The 14,468-nt window shown below is 67.3% G+C and carries 14 protein-coding genes; 8 read left to right on the top strand and 6 right to left on the bottom strand.

Annotated elements, in window-relative coordinates; genetic code table 11:
• The first annotated feature begins 43 nt into the window (after nt 1-43).
• The 3 genes from G578_RS0105900 to G578_RS0105915 all read left to right on the top strand — a co-directional run bounded on the left by G578_RS0105900 (nt 44) and on the right by G578_RS0105915 (nt 4,462).
• Entirely contained in the window at nt 44-1,072 is a 1,029-nt protein-coding gene (locus tag G578_RS0105900) for a TRAP transporter substrate-binding protein (protein WP_028793444.1), read from the top strand.
• Nucleotides 1,073-1,193: 121 nt separating this feature from the next.
• Nucleotides 1,194-3,179, top strand: a complete 1,986-nt coding sequence (locus tag G578_RS0105905) for a TRAP transporter large permease subunit (RefSeq protein WP_084618715.1) — start codon at nt 1,194-1,196, stop codon at nt 3,177-3,179.
• A 419-nt stretch (nt 3,180-3,598) separates the two neighbouring features.
• Nucleotides 3,599-4,462: an OmpA family protein gene (locus G578_RS0105915; protein ID WP_169400827.1), complete on the top strand. Its 864-nt coding sequence runs from the start codon at nt 3,599-3,601 to the stop codon at nt 4,460-4,462.
• Between the two features lie 98 nt (nt 4,463-4,560).
• On the opposite strand, the gene G578_RS0105920 is transcribed toward G578_RS0105915, so the two are convergent.
• Both G578_RS0105920 and G578_RS24995 read right to left on the bottom strand, forming a co-directional pair.
• Entirely contained in the window at nt 4,561-4,968 is a 408-nt protein-coding gene (locus tag G578_RS0105920) for a nuclear transport factor 2 family protein (RefSeq protein ID WP_028793447.1), read from the bottom strand.
• A gap of 100 nt (nt 4,969-5,068) precedes the next feature.
• On the bottom strand, nt 5,069-5,857 hold the full coding sequence (locus G578_RS24995; protein ID WP_038013707.1) for an AraC family transcriptional regulator: 789 nt from the start codon (nt 5,855-5,857) through the stop codon (nt 5,069-5,071).
• A gap of 104 nt (nt 5,858-5,961) precedes the next feature.
• Here G578_RS24995 and G578_RS0105930 point away from each other — a divergent pair, with 104 nt between their 5' ends.
• The gene (locus tag G578_RS0105930; RefSeq protein ID WP_028793448.1) at nt 5,962-7,200 is read left to right on the top strand and encodes an MFS transporter; all 1,239 of its coding nucleotides are present in this window, start codon (nt 5,962-5,964) and stop codon (nt 7,198-7,200) included.
• Nucleotides 7,201-7,519: 319 nt separating this feature from the next.
• Here the strand turns inward: G578_RS0105930 and G578_RS0105935 are convergent, their stop codons facing one another.
• Genes G578_RS0105935 through G578_RS0105950 form a run of 4 tightly spaced genes read right to left on the bottom strand, consistent with a single transcriptional unit; the run spans nt 7,520 to nt 11,096 of the window.
• A complete protein-coding gene (locus G578_RS0105935; RefSeq protein ID WP_028793449.1) occupies nt 7,520-8,281 on the bottom strand; it encodes an SDR family NAD(P)-dependent oxidoreductase in 762 nt (253 codons plus the stop codon).
• Between the two features lie 15 nt (nt 8,282-8,296).
• Nucleotides 8,297-9,046: an SDR family NAD(P)-dependent oxidoreductase gene (locus tag G578_RS0105940; protein ID WP_028793450.1), complete on the bottom strand. Its 750-nt coding sequence runs from the start codon at nt 9,044-9,046 to the stop codon at nt 8,297-8,299.
• An 11-nt stretch (nt 9,047-9,057) separates the two neighbouring features.
• Entirely contained in the window at nt 9,058-10,248 is a 1,191-nt protein-coding gene (locus G578_RS0105945; protein WP_028793451.1) for a fumarylacetoacetate hydrolase family protein, read from the bottom strand.
• 2 nt (nt 10,249-10,250) lie between these two features.
• The gene (locus G578_RS0105950) at nt 10,251-11,096 is read right to left on the bottom strand and encodes a fumarylacetoacetate hydrolase family protein (RefSeq protein ID WP_028793452.1); all 846 of its coding nucleotides are present in this window, start codon (nt 11,094-11,096) and stop codon (nt 10,251-10,253) included.
• A 139-nt stretch (nt 11,097-11,235) separates the two neighbouring features.
• On the opposite strand from G578_RS0105950, the gene G578_RS0105955 reads away from it, so the two are divergent.
• The 4 genes from G578_RS0105955 to G578_RS0105970 are packed head-to-tail and all read left to right on the top strand — an operon-like array spanning nt 11,236 to nt 14,466.
• The gene (locus G578_RS0105955; RefSeq protein ID WP_028793453.1) at nt 11,236-12,252 is read left to right on the top strand and encodes an NADP-dependent oxidoreductase; all 1,017 of its coding nucleotides are present in this window, start codon (nt 11,236-11,238) and stop codon (nt 12,250-12,252) included.
• Nucleotides 12,249-12,923, top strand: a complete 675-nt coding sequence (locus G578_RS25000; RefSeq protein WP_038013710.1) for a glutathione S-transferase family protein — start codon at nt 12,249-12,251, stop codon at nt 12,921-12,923. The genes G578_RS0105955 and G578_RS25000 overlap by 4 nt, the downstream gene beginning before the upstream one ends.
• Nucleotides 12,923-13,834, top strand: a complete 912-nt coding sequence (locus G578_RS0105965) for a 2-dehydro-3-deoxygalactonokinase (protein WP_038014421.1) — start codon at nt 12,923-12,925, stop codon at nt 13,832-13,834. Before G578_RS25000 ends, G578_RS0105965 begins: the two co-directional genes overlap by 1 nt.
• Nucleotides 13,831-14,466, top strand: coding sequence for a 2-dehydro-3-deoxy-6-phosphogalactonate aldolase (locus G578_RS0105970; protein ID WP_028793455.1), 636 nt, complete (start codon nt 13,831-13,833; stop codon nt 14,464-14,466). The genes G578_RS0105965 and G578_RS0105970 overlap by 4 nt, the downstream gene beginning before the upstream one ends.
• The last annotated feature ends 2 nt before the right edge of the window (nt 14,467-14,468 follow it).

Here is a 14,468-nt window from a genome sequence, read left to right on the forward strand (position 1 = left end):
GCCCTGAACACAGGGAAATCTCATACCGCATAGGGAGGAAACGATGCGGAAATCACTGGTCGCCGCGCTCGCGGCGCTTACTGTCAGTGCGTTCGCCGCAGGCGACGTCGACGCCCGCACCCTGAAGTTCCAGGCGAGTTCGAGCCCGGGTGACTGGGCGCACCGCTTCATGACCGAAGGCTGGCAGCAGAAGGTCGGAATCATGACCGGCGGCGAGATCGAGGTCGAGGTCCTGGCGACCAAGGCCGTCGTGCCGCACCGCGAGACCGTGGACGCCGTGGCCAACGGCATCCTGGACGGCGACATGAACGCCGTTTCCTACTTCGCCGGCCGCGACCCGGCCTTCGGCATCATCGGCGACCTGATCGCCGGCTACGATACGCCGCATCAGGTCCGCGACTTCTGCCACGAGGGCGGTGGCAAGGAGATGCTGCAGAAGATCTATGACACCCACTGGCCGGATGCGATCCACGTGATCGGCTGCGGCCCGTACACCAAGGAAGCACTGGTCTCGACCGTGCCGATCAAGGGTGTCGAGGACCTCAAGGGCATCAAGATCCGGTCGCCGGAAGGCCTGGCCGCCGACGTGTTCCGCCTGGCCGGCGCCTCGCCGGTGTCGATCCCGTTCTCCGAGGTCTACACCTCGCTGGATAAGGGCATCGTCGACGCCGCCGACGCCTCGGCCTTCGTGAACAACGAAGCCTCGGGTATGCACAAGGTCGCCAAGTTCCCGATCTATCCGGGTATCCACTCCATGGCCGTCCTGCAGTTCATCGTGAACAAGGACGTCTGGGACGGGCTGAGCGAAGCCCAGCAGACCATCCTCGAGGTCTGGTACAACGCCGCCTACATCACCATGCTGCGTCAGGCCGACCTGCAGGACCGCGACCTGGTCGCCGAGCACAAGGCGAAGGGCGACATCACGATCATCGACTGGTCGAAGGAAGACCGGCAGAAGTTCCGTGAGATCGCCGTCGAGGCGTGGGAGAACGCGGCCGCGAAGTCGGAGCTGGCCCGCGAGGCGCTGGATACGCATCTGGCCTACATGAAGCGGATCGGTCTGCTCGACTGATCAGACACGCTGACGATCCGGGAGTCCACGCGGCTCCCGGATCGCTTCACGTTCAGGCGGCGGCGCGCGCTCGCCTGCATATTTTCATGCGCATGTGCTGCGTGTCCCTGAAAGCGGTTCGATGAATTCAGCCATCAATAAGTTCAGCCAGTTCACCGGCCTTGCGGTCGCGCAGCTGTATTTCCTGTGCGGGGTGATCACGCTCTACGAAGTGATCTCGCGCTACGCCTTCCATGCGCCGACCCAGTGGGCGTTCGAGATGGTGATGGTGTTCTGCGCCACCGCCTGGATGCTCTCGGCCGGCTACGTGACGCTGAAGAACCGGCACATCGGCATCACCGTCTTCTATCTGATGGCCAGCGACCGGGCGAAATGGCGGCTGGATCTGTTCGCGCTGATCGTCGGCGTGATCGCGCTGTTCCTGTTGACCAACGACTCGATGGGGCGCGCCCTGGATGCGATCAGCAATGTCGAGCGCGCCGGTACCGCCTTCAACTCGCCTGAGCCGCTGATGCTCAAGACCGCGCTGTTCCTCGGCGCGACGATCTATCTGCTGCAGCTGCTGGCGAACTTCTACCGTCATGTGAGCAGTCCGGCCGCGCGGCTGGCGATCGTGGTCGTCTCCACGATCCTGATCGGCCGGCTGGTCCTTCTGCTGATCGGTCACTATTGGGAAGGCTTCATTCTGGCGGAATGGGCCGATTCCGCGGCGGCCTCGGTCGCCGAGGGCCTCGACCTGCGTCAGCTCATCAACATCCGCGCCTATGACATCGGCACCGTCAGCATCGGCATCGTCATCACGCTGCTGCTGCTGATGATGACCGGCATGCCGCTCGGCGTGGTGACCCTGATCATCTCCATCGTCTGTGCGTTGCTCTTCTTCGGACCGAAGGGTCTGTATCTGGTCTCGACCAACGCCTTCGGTCTGCTGGAATCCTATCCGCTGATCGCGGTGCCGCTGTTCGTGCTGATGGCCTCGATTCTGGAGAAGGCGGGCATCGCCGAGGACCTGTTCGACGCCATGTCGATCTTCGCCGGCAACCTGCGCGGCGGCGTGGCGGTACAGACCGTGGTGGTGGCCGTCATCATGGCGGCCATGTCCGGCATCATGGGCGGCGAGATCGTCATGCTGGGCCTGGTGGCCCTGCCGCAGATGCTGCGCCTGGGCTACGACCGCAAGCTGTCGATCGGCACGATCTGCGCCGGCGGCTCGCTCGCCACGCTGATCCCGCCGTCGATCATCATGATCGTCTACGGCCTGTCGGCCCAGGTCTCGATCGGCGACCTGTTCATGGCCGGCGCCCTGCCGGGCCTGCTGCTGGCCTCGTTCTACATCATCTTCGTGCTGGTCCGCTGCTATCTGAATCCGAGCCTCGCCCCGACCGCGTCCGAAGTGGCGGCGCGCGACGACGTCGAGCATAAGCTGTCGTCCAACCGCTCGGTCGCGGTCGGCCTGTGTATCCTGCTCATCGCCTGCGTCATGGGGTCGATCTACGGCGGCATCGCCAGCGTGACCGAGGCCGCCGGCGTCGGCGTGTTCGGCTCGATCGTGGTCGCCGCGGTGCGCATGCGCTTCAACTGGTCGATGCTGCAGGAGGCCCTGACCCAGACGATGGCCACCGTGGGCACGATCATCTGGCTGATCCTCGGCGCGGTAAGCTTCGTCGGCATCTACAACCTGGTCGGCGGCGGCGAGTTCATGCGCAGCCTGTTCTCCGGGCTGGACCTGCCGGCCATCGGCATCATCCTGGTGATGATGGCGATCCTGGTGGTGCTCGGCACCTTCATGGAGTGGATCGCGATCGTGTTCATCACGGTGCCGATCTTCGCCCCGGTGGTCGTCGACATGGCGCCGGAACTGGGACTCGATCCGGAATGGGCCGCGGTGTGGTTCGGTGTGCTGTTCGTCATGAACATGCAGATCTACTTCCTGTCGCCGCCCTTCGGACCGGCCTGCTTCTGGCTGAAGTCGGTGGCCCCGCCGGATATCGAGCTTCAGGAGATCTTCGCCGCCGTCATCCCGTTCATCGGTCTGCAGATCATCGGTCTGATCCTGGTGATGGTGTTCCCCGAGATCGCCCTATGGCTTCCGCAAGCGCTGAGCTGAGCGGCATCGACAAGGAGAATGTGAAATGGCTCCCGATACTGAAGACGACAGCAAGGCCTTCGGGCTGTGGCCGACGATCGCCGGCTTTGCCTTCGCGGCGGCGATTTTCGTGTCCATGTTCGTCATGGCTACGGGCTTCGCCTGACCGCCGAAGGTTACCGAAATAAGACCCGGGCAGGGTGCGCGCCGACCCCAATAGACGTTGATGTGCGTTTGTCGGATCGAGTGGTGTGACTCTTGCCCGGGCCCCGGCCTGCGACCCGGTTTTCCTTGCGTTCCACTCAGAACGTGTTGAAATGCCAGCAGTTGGAACCGCAAAGCTCGGTTCCACAAGCGCGTCTGCACAGCGGTCCGGGGGCGGGGCGTCCCTACCGACGGTGCCTTGAGACGAGGCGACGGAACACGATAAGGAGATGGATATGCTTCATAAAATTCTGGGGGGAGCCAAGCCGTTCTTCGCCGCTGCGGCGATGATGAGCCTGGCGGCCTGCGCGGGCTTCCAATTGGACAACGCGCGCGGCCTGACCCCGACTGGCGACGCCTTCAGCAAGGCGCTGTACCAGGAGTATCTCACGCTCTCCGAGATGGAGTTCGCCGAGGGCGACTACGAGGACTCCGACGTTTTCGCGTCCGCCGCCATCGCTGCCGCGAACGGCACGCCGACGGACCCCGAGGCGCTCGACTCCCGGGTCATCCCGGCCGAGCACAAGGGTGCGCTGTCCGAGGCGCATCGTCGGCTGACCGACGCGCTCGCCGCCGGCGCCGCCACCAAGGTGCCGGAGGCTTCGGCCCGCGGCCAGGCCATGTTCGACTGCTGGATGCAGGAAGCCGAAGAGAATTTCCAGCCGGCCGATATCGCCTGGTGCCGTGACCGTTTCATGGCCGCCATCGAAGCGATGGAAGCCGCCGTCGGCGAGCAGCCGGTCGCTGCCGCTCCGCCGGTGACCTTCGCGAACTTCACCGTGTACTTCGACTTCGACAGCAGCACGATCACGCCGCAGACCCTGTCGACGCTGATCGATGCCGCCGACGCTTCCGACGAGATGGGGGCCTCCTCGATCACCGTGTCCGGCTATGCAGACCGCTCGGGTTCCGAGGAATACAACATGGCCCTGTCGGAGCGCCGGGCGAATGCCGTGGCCAACGAGATGCGCAGCCTTCTCGGTTCCGGTGCCCCGTCGATGATGACCGAGGCCTTCGGTGAGAAGAACAACAAGGTCGTCACGCCGGACGGCGTGAAGGAAGCGAAGAACCGCCGGGTCAAGATCGAGATCCGCAAGTAGGCGGTTCCGGTCCGGCCGATCCGGCCGATCGTGAAATCAGGGAGGCGGACGGGAAACTGTCCGCCTCTTTGCTTTTGGCGGCCGCCCTTAGCTGACGGCTACATCAGCGGGCCGCGCGACGGCGGCGTCTCGCGGAACTCGGGGCTGTCGGCGACCGGCGAGGCATGGTGATGCACCAGCTTCCAGCCCACACCTTCCTTCACGAAGGTATTGGTGGCGGCGAGCACGCCCTCCTGCAGCACCTCGTAGCCGAGCACGCAGGCGACGTCGCCGTAGAGGAAGGCCCGGGCGCTGCGAAACTCGACGGTGGGCGAACCGGGATTGCCGAGGATCGTTACCCAGCTCTCCATCACCTCCTCGCGGCCCATCAGCGGCCGCCACCCGGGATGCACGCAGGCGATCGGCGCGTCGCGCGACCAGAGCTCCTCCATGCTCTTCAGGTCGCGCATGGAAAAGGCCAGATAGAACGCCTCGTTGGCGAACAGCACCGCGGCTTCCTGGCTCATCGCGCTTCCCGTCCCCTGGTTTTGACCGGCTCGGACCCGGTCGCCTCCCGGTTGTGGTTATAGCATGCGGGCCGGCCCATGCCAGATGCCGGCGCGGTGATCACGCGGCATCGGCGAAGTAGCGGCCCGGGGTCACGCCGAAGGCCTTGCGGAAGCTGGCGACGAAGGCGCTCGCCCCCTCGTAGCCGAGCCGGTGGGCGATGTCGCCGACCGCCTCGCCGAAGGACAGCCACTCCACCGCCTTCATCAGCCGCGCCTGGCGCAGCCACGCCCGGTAGCTGAGCCCTGTCTCCGCCCGGAAGTGCCGCTCGAAGGAGCGCTGGGAGAGGGCGGCGCGCCGGGCCACGTCCTGCAGGCTGATCGCGCTGGCCGGATCGGCGGCGAGATCGGCCACCGCCCGGCGCAGCCGCTCGGAGGTGGGCATCGGCAGGTGCAGCGGCGAGACCGGCTCGGTGGCGATCTGGTCGATGATGACGGCGGCGATGCGGCCGGCGGGACCGTCGGCCACCACCGGATCCCGCGGAAAGGCCATATAGGCCAGGATCAGCTCGCGCAGCAGCGGCGAGATGCGGATCACCGAGGGCGTGGCCGGCGCGTCGCGCACCGCCTCCGGACGGAAGTAAAGGAAGCGCAGGGAACTGGGCTGCAGATAGGTCGTGGCGTGGACCATGCCCGACGGCATCCACAGGGCGCGCTCCGGCGGCACCACGAAGCTGCCCAGCGCCGTCTCCACCGTCACCGATCCGGAGACCAGATGGAACAGCTGGTGGCGGGCGTGGCTGTGGGGCTCGCCCCGGGTGTGCTTTTCCGCTTCGGCCGCATAGGCGATGACCGGGGCGGCGTGGTCGTCCTGGGCGGCGGCGGAAGCATAGACCGAGGGATGGATCATTTGGCGAGTCGTCCACATTCATTGACGATATACCGCTAACACGTACGGCCCGCCCGGGAGTAGTAGGAAATCCACCGCCTTCCTTACCCGTTCCGAGTGCCGCGATGTCTTACCTGTCCTCCACCGCCGACCCCAAGGCCGCCACCGGATGGCGCTCGCCCGCCGTGATGCTGATGATCATGGCCGCCGCCATGCAGCTGTCCTTCGCGGCCTGGTGGAACCTGATGAACAACTTCGCGGTCCACGAGCTCGACTTCACCGGCAGGGAGATCGGCATCCAGCAGTCGATCCGCGAGATCCCGGGGTTCCTGTCGTTCCTGGCGGTGTATTTCCTGCTGTTCATGCGCGAGCAGACGCTGGCCTACCTGTCGCTGCTATGCCTCGGCATCGGTGTCGCGGCGACCGGGTATTTCCCGACGATCTGGGGCTTCTACCTGACCACCTTCGTGATGTCGGTCGGCTTCCACTACTACGAGACCGCGGCCCAGTCCCTGTCGCTGCAGTGGCTGCCCAAGGCGACGGCGGCGGCCAGCATGGGCAAGATCATCGCGGTCGGCGCCTTCGCCCAGCTGGTGGCCTATGGGCTGATCTTTATCGGCTGGGACAGCTTCAACCTGTCCTTCACCACGGTGTTCCTGATCGCCGGCTGTCTGACCCTGGTGGTTCTGGCTTTCCTGTTCGTCGCCTACCCGTCGTTCCGCGAAGGCGTGCCGCAGCACAAGAAGCTGATCCTGCGTAAGCGCTACTGGCTGTACTACGCGCTGACCTTCATGGGCGGGGCGCGGCGGCAGATATTCACGGTGTTCGCCGGCTTCCTGATGGTCGAGCGCTTCGGCTATGAGGTGCACGAGGTGGCGGCGCTGTTCTTCATCAACGGTGCGATCAACATGACGCTCGCCCCGAAGATCGGTCAGCTGATCGTGCGTTTCGGCGAGCGCCGCGCCCTGACCTTCGAATATGTCGGCCTGATCGGCGTGTTCACGACCTATGCCTTCGTCACCAATGTCTGGCTGGCCGGGGCGCTGTACGTGATCGACCATGCGTTCTTCGCCATCGCGATCGCCATGAAGACCTATTTCCAGAAGATCGCCGATCCGGCGGAGATCGCGCCGACCGCCGGGGTGTCGTTCACCATCAACCACATCGCCGCGGTGTTCATCCCGGTGACCTTCGGTCTGCTCTGGCTGGTCTCGCCGGCGGCGGTGTTCCTGGTGGGGGCGGCGATGGCGGGCGTGAGCCTGGTCCTGGCGCGGCTGGTCCCGTCGGCACCGGATATCGGCAACGAGGTCGACTGGACCCTGGGCTTCGGGCGCCGCAAGCCGCTCACGCAGCCGGCGGAGTAGGGCTCCCACCGTTAACACACTCCCCGAACTTGTTCCGGGGCAAGGGGTCCGCGTGACGGAGCCCGACCGGTGACGGTCCGGCGACCCGAGTCTTGTCCGGAACAAGTCCGGGGAGTGTGAGGATAAGCGCCACCCCGCCTCTCCCCCGTCTTCCCGGCCTCGCGCCGGGACCCAGCCGTCGGCCTGCTGGAGCGCCGGACATCGATCTGAACCGCTCCAGCGAGCACCACGCTCGATCCCGGCGCAAGGCCGGGAGGACGATCGGGAGGAAGGGGGGAACCTCTTTCCCCGCATTCCGGGGAGTGGAAGAGCGGGTCCCCTACCGGTACCCGCCGTCGACCACGATCTCCTGGCCGGTGATCATCTCTGCGTCCAGGGAGGCGAGGAACACCACCACGTTGGCGACGTCGATGGCGGTGATGTCCCGGCGCATCGACTGGCGGGTCTTCAGCTCCGCCGCCGCGTTCTCGGTCAGCCACAGCTCGCGCTGGCGGTCGGTCAGCACCCAGCCGGGCGAGACGGTGTTCACCCGGATCGCATCGCGGCCGAGCTCGTGGGCGAGCGACTTGGTCAGCCCATGCACGGCGCCCTTGGCCGCGTCGTAGGCGCTGCGGCTGCTGTTCAGCGGCCGGTCGGCCGCCCCCAGATTGACGATCGATCCCCCGGCCCGCGAGCGCATGTCGGCGGCCACCGCCTGGGCGGCGAAGAACATCGGCCGGACCAGCAGGCTGAACCGGTCGTCCCAGTAGTCCGGGGTCACGTGCTCCAGGGTGTGGCGGTCGTCCTTGGCGGCGTTGTTGACCAGGACGCTGATCATCCCGAACTTGCGGCGGACCCGCGAGATCGCCTTCTTCAGCTCGTCCAGGTCGCGCACGTCGCCCTCGACGAAGACGGGCGGCGGGTTACCCTGGGCCCGGATCGTCTCGATCAGACCCTGGGCCTCGCGCTCGGCGATGTCGATGAAGCCGACATTGGCGCCCTGGGCGCAGAACCGGGTGACGATGGCCGAGCCGATGCCCGAGGCCCCGCCGGTGACGAACACGGTCCGTCCGGCGAGGTCGGCATACATCGTCTCGCGCATCGCCGCTCCGCGTCGTCAGTAGGTGGCGCGCCCACCGGAGCAGTCGAACACGGCGCCGGTGGAGAAGGACGCATCCTCGCTGGCCAGCCAGGCGACCAGATTGGCGATCTCCTCGACCAGACCGAAGCGACCCATGGGGATCTTCGACAGCATGAACTCGATGAATTCCGGGGTCATCTGGTCGAAGATGTCGGTCTTCACCGCGGCCGGGGTGATGCAGTTCACCGTGATCGGCGTGGCTGCCAGCTCCTTGCCCAGCGACTTGGTCAGGCCGATCACGCCGGCCTTCGACGCGGAATAGGCCGGGGCGTTGGGATTGCCCTCCTTGCCGGCGATGGAGGCGATGTTGATGATCCGCCCCCTGTCCTTCGCCCGCATGTAGGGTACTACCGCCCGGTCGCACAGGAAGACGCCGGTCAGGTTGATGTCGATCACCCGACGCCAGTCGCTGACCGGATACTCCCAGGTGGACGTGTTCGGCCCGGTGATCCCGGCCGAGGCGACCAGGACGTCGATCCGCCCGAACTCGCGCTCGACCTCCGCCGCCGCCCGGTCGATGGCGGCATCGTCGGTGACGTCGATGGTGGCGGTGTGGATCCGGTCCTCGGGAAAGAACCCGGCCACCTCCGCCAGCTTGGCGGCGTCGGCGTCCCACAGGCTGACCGAGGCGCCGGCATCGGATAGCCGCTTGGCGACGGCGAGGCCGATACCCCGCGCACCGCCGGTGACGATGGCGCTCTGGCCGGTGAAGTCGTAGCTGACCATGGACGCCCTCCTCAGATCAGTCCGCGCTTGGCGAGGTTGCGCATCAGCGCGCCGGCCCCGAAGGTCCAGGGCGCGATCTTGTCCGACCGCCCCACGCGATTGACCAGGGCGCCGAGCCTGGGCGTGGAGATCGTCACGATGTCGCCGTCGGCATGGGTGAAGCCCTGGCCCTTTGCGCCCCGGTCCTGGGTCGGGGCGAACAGCGTGCCGGTCATCAGCACCACCCCGTCGGGATACTGGTGGGTCGCCCCGATGGTCTGGGACACCAGGTCGGCCACGTCGCGGCTGATCTTGCGCATGGAGGAATGGCCGTTCAGGACGAACTGGTCCTCCCCCTCGACCCGCAGGTCCAACTCGGCGGCGCGGACGTCGTCCAGGGTGAAGGCATCGTCGAACAGCCGCACGAACGGGCCGACCGCGGCCGAGCCGTTATTGTCTTTGGCCTTGCCGAGCAGCAGGGCGCTGCGGCCCTCGACGTCGCGCAGGTTCACGTCGTTGCCGAGCATGGCGCCGACGATGGTGCCGGCCGCGCTGACCACCAGGGTGATCTCCGGCTCCGGGTTGTTCCAGGTGGAGATCGGGTGCAGGCCGACATCGGCCCCGACCCCGACCGAGGACATCGGCGGAGCCTTGGTGAAGACCTCGGCATAGGGGCCGATGCCGACTTCGAGATACTGGGACCACATGCCCCGCTCGATCAGCGCGGCCTTCAGCGCCTCGGCCTCGTCTGAGCCCGGGGTGATCTTGGACAGATCGCTACCGATACTGTCGGCGATCTCCTGGCGGATGGTGTCGGCGGCCGAGGCGTCGCCCTTGGCCTTCTCCTCGATCACCCGCTCGATCATGCTCTCGGCGAAGGTGACGCCGCAGGCCTTCACCGCCTGCAGGTCGATCGGGCTCAGGAACCAGGGCTTGCCCGCGTCGCGGCCGTCGACCGGCGTGTTGGCCAGGATCTCGCCGACCGTGCCGACCTTCTCGCCGGCGGTCGTCTTGGCGATGGACAGCGGGTTGGTACTGTTCATCAGCTCCGAGCAGGTCGGAACCGTGGCGGTGATGTCGATGACGTTGTCACCGCGCAGGACGACCAGCGCCGGTCCCCCCGCGCCATGGGCGACATCGGGACGCCAGACGCGGCCGACCAGGACCGCGGCATCGCGGTCCCGGGGCAGCACGGCGTCGACCGTGAGGTCGAGGTTCGGCATGGTCAGTCCGCCACCACTTTCTGGCGCTGCTCGCCGAGGCCGGCGATGCCCAGATACATCTCGTCGCCGTCCTTCAGGAATACCGGGTTCGGCTTCACGCCCAGGCCGACGCCCGGCGGGGTACCGGTCATGATCACGTCGCCCGGCATCAGCGAGAACATCTGGCTGCAGTAGTGGATGATGTGCGCCACCGAGAAGATCATGGTCTTGGTGTTGCCGGTCTGGAACCGCTTGCCGTTCACGTCGAGGAACATGTCCAGATCCTGCGGGTCGGCGACCTCGTCGGCGGTGACCAGCCACGGGCCGATCGGGCCGAAGGTGTCGCAGGACTTGCCCTTGGTCCACTGGCCGCCGCGCTCCGCCTGGAACTCGCGCTCGGACACGTCGTTGGCGACGCAGTAGCCGGCGACGTGGGACAGGGCATCCGCCTCGCTGACGTACTTGGCGTGCTTGCCGATGATCACGCCGAGTTCGACTTCCCAGTCGGACTTCTTGGAGTTGCGCGGCATGCGGACCGTGTCGTTCGGGCCCTGCACGGCGCTGGTCGCCTTCATGAAGACGATCGGCTCCTTCGGCGGTTCGGCGCCGGTTTCGGCGGCATGGTCGGAATAGTTGAGGCCGATGCAGACGACCTTGCCCGGCGCGCCGACGCAGGCGCCGATGCGCGGGTTGCCGGAGACGGTCGGCAGGCTCTCGATATCGGTGCCCTTGAGCTTGTCGAGGGCGCCCGCCGCGAGGGTGGCCGAGGACAGATCGTCAACGATCCCGGACAGATCGCGGATGCCGCCGGCGGCATCGAGCACGCCCGGCTTTTCCTGGCCGCTCGGGCCGTAGCGCAGCAGCTTCATGGTGGTTTCCCCCTGGTGTTTCCCGTGAGTTCACGATGTGGTTGAATCGAGGGCTTCGGCCTGCGAGCCGGCAGCGATCGAATTGTGGAGCGCGAGCGTCGCAAGCGGTCCGGAGAGTGTCAAGCTGGGGGGAACGGCGTTGAGTGACGAGAATCAGCATGTGGTGCTGCGCGGCCGGCCGGACCCATCGGTACGCGCCGATCTGTTCGAGCCCGTCGAGACGGACATGCCGCGGATCGCCGATGGGCAGATGCTGATCCGGGTGATCTGGCTGTCGCTGGAGCCGGCCATGCGCGGCTGGATCGCCGATGCCCCGAACTACAGCGAACCGGTGCCGATCGGCGCGCCGATGACCGGCTTCACCGTGGGCGAGGTGGTCGACTCCCGGCACCCGGGCTATCCGGTCGGAACCATCGTGCAGGGCCGCCAGGGCTGGCGCCGCTTCGCCGTGTCCGACGGCAGCGACATCGACCGGGTGGTCGACCCGTCCCTGGCGCCGATCTCCACCGCCCTGCACGTGCTGGGCATGAACGGGGCGACGGCCTATGTCGGGCTGGTCGATGTCTGCCGGGTCAAGGAAGGCGACACGGTGGTGGTGACCACGGCGGCCGGGTCGGTCGGCTCGGTGGTCGGCCAGATCGCCAAGGTTATGGGCGCGCGGGCGGTCGGCGTCACCGGCGGCCCCGACAAGGTCCGCGCCTGCCTGGAGGAATTCGGCTTCGATGCGGCGGTCGACTACAAGGCGGCCGACGATATCGGCCCCGGCCTGGACGCGGCGGCGCCGGACGGGATCGACTGCTTCTTCGACAGCGTCGGTGCCGATCAGTTCGACGCGGTGCTGGACCGCATCAATGTCGGCGCGCGGATTGCCATCTGCGGCACCATCGGCATGCCCTCCTTCCCCCTGCCCATGGGCCCGCGGCCGAACCGGCAGCTGCTGGTCAAGCGGGCGCGGATGGAGGGGTTTCTCATCCTCGACCACTACGACCGCTTCAACGAGATCGTCGGGCGGCTCGCCGGCTGGTATCGCGACGGGCATCTCAAGTACCGTGAGGACGTGACCATCGGCCTCGACAACGCGGCCGACGCGTTGATCCGCCTGCTCACCGGTCAGAACACGGGCAAGGCGCTGGTACGGGTGGGGGCCGATCCATGAAGCTGTACGAGCGCCTCGGCGCGAACAGCCTGTGTCCCAGTCCGATCGGCTATCGGGTCCGGATCGCGCTGGCGCTCAAGGGCATGGACTGCGCGCGGGTGCCGATGCGGTTCGCCGATGTGGACAGGCTGGAGGTGGAGACCGGGGCTCGGACATGCCCCGCCATGGTCGACGGGGCCTCCCGCCTCACGAATTCCGAGGCCATCGTGCGCTATCTTGACGCGGTGCAGTCCGGACGGCCGGTCTATCGCGACGAGGACCGGTATTTCGATCTGGCGGCGATCGAGCGCGAGCTCGGCGCGCGGGCCGGGCGGGTGATCGCCCCGTGGTTCATCGAGCGGCTGTGTCCGGAGGATCGGGACTACTATCGGCGCAGCCGGGAAGAGCGTTACGGCATGACCTTCGCCGAGTTGGTGGCCCACCGGTCGGCGTCGGAGCTGGACCTGGCCTTCTCGGTTGGACGGGTCGCCGCCAAGCTCGAACGCTCGCCGTTCTTCTCCGGCCGCGAGCCGGGATTTGCCGATGCGGTGGTCTATGGCTACCTGCTTTGGATCGAGCTTGCCGACCCCAGCGCGATGCCGGAACTGCCCGCCGACATGGCCGCCTGGTACGAGGCGCGGGATCTCGCCTGGCGCCGGGCCTGCCTGAAGCCGTTCGCGAAGGACGCATGATGACCGCCGGAACCGTCGCCATCGGCGTCGATTGGGGGACGACGAGCTTCCGCGCCTTCCGCTTCGGTGCCGAGGGCGAGATGCTGGAAGGGCGTCGGGCCCAGGCCGGAATCCTGGCGATCGATGCCGGGGAGTTCGAGGACGCGTTCGAGGAACTGATCGGCGACTGGCTGGACGCCGTCCCGGCCGTCCCGGTGGTGCTGTCGGGGATGATCGGCAGCCGGCAGGGGTGGCTGGAGACGCCGTATCTGGCCTGTCCGGCGGCGGTCGACGACATCTCCGGCGCGCTCGTCCCGCTGACCCTGGCACGCGGCCGGGTCATCCATCTGGCGCCGGGTCTGTCCGTGCGCACCGGGGATGGGGCCCCGGACGTGATGCGCGGCGAGGAGGTACAGATTCTCGGCGCCGTCGACCTGCTCGGCGCCACCTCCGCCACGGTCTGCCTGCCCGGCACCCATTCGAAATGGGCCGTCGTGGAGAACCGGCGGGTGACGTCGTTCTCGACCCACATGACCGGCGAGGTCTTCGATGTGCTGCGCCGGCACAGCATTCTGGGACGTGGCATCGAGCACGCGGCCTGGGACGACGCGGCGTTTCGGAGGGGCGTGGCCCGGTCGGGAGCCGCCGGCGGGCTGCTGCATCACCTGTTCGGGGTGCGCGCCGCCGGCCTGTTCGGGGATCTGGCGCCGGAAGCGGCGGGCGCCTTCCTGTCCGGCCTCGTCATCGGCCACGAGATCCGGGCGGCAGAACCGACCGGCACCGTCTATCTGGTGGGCGAGGAGGAGCTGGTCCGCCTGTATCGCGGGGCCCTGGAGACGCTCGGCCATCGGGGGGAGGCGGTGGCGGCACATGCCGCGGCCTGCGGGCTGTTCCTGATCGCCGACAGTCTCGCCCGCGAGGCCGGCCGATGACCGGTTTCGAATCCTATCTCGCGCGCTGCCCTCTGGTGGCGATCCTGCGCGGTGTGACGCCCGACGAGGTGCTCGATGTGGCACTGGCGCTTGAGGAGCAGGGTTTCGCTATCGTCGAGGTGCCGCTGAACTCGCCGCGGCCGCTCGACAGCATCGCCCGTCTGGCCGCGGCGGTCGGGGATCGGCTGCTGGTGGGGGCCGGCACCGTGATCGAGCCGGACAGCGTCGACGATGTCCTCGCAGCCGGCGGCCGGCTGATCGTCATGCCCCATGCCGATGCCGCCGTGGTCGAACGGGCGAAGAGCCTCGGCGCGGTGGCGGTGCCGGGTTTCGCCACGCCGGGCGAGGCCTTCGCCATGTTGCGGGCGGGTGCCGATGCTCTGAAACTGTTCCCCGCCGAGGCGGCGCCGCCGCCGGTGCTGAAGGCGATGCGCGCGGTGCTGCCGAAGCAGGTCCCCGTGCTGCCGGTCGGTGGCATCACGCCGGAGTCGATGGAAGGCTATCTGCAGGCCGGCGCCACCGGATTCGGTCTGGGATCGGCGCTGTACAAACCCGGCGATACGGCCAGCGAGGTTGCGGAAAAGGCGAAGGCCTTCCAGGCTGTATGGATGAAACTCTCGTGTAGTGCCTGAAA

This window comes from Thalassobaculum salexigens DSM 19539 (genome assembly GCF_000423805.1).
Classification (GTDB): Bacteria; Pseudomonadota; Alphaproteobacteria; order Thalassobaculales; family Thalassobaculaceae; genus Thalassobaculum; species Thalassobaculum litoreum.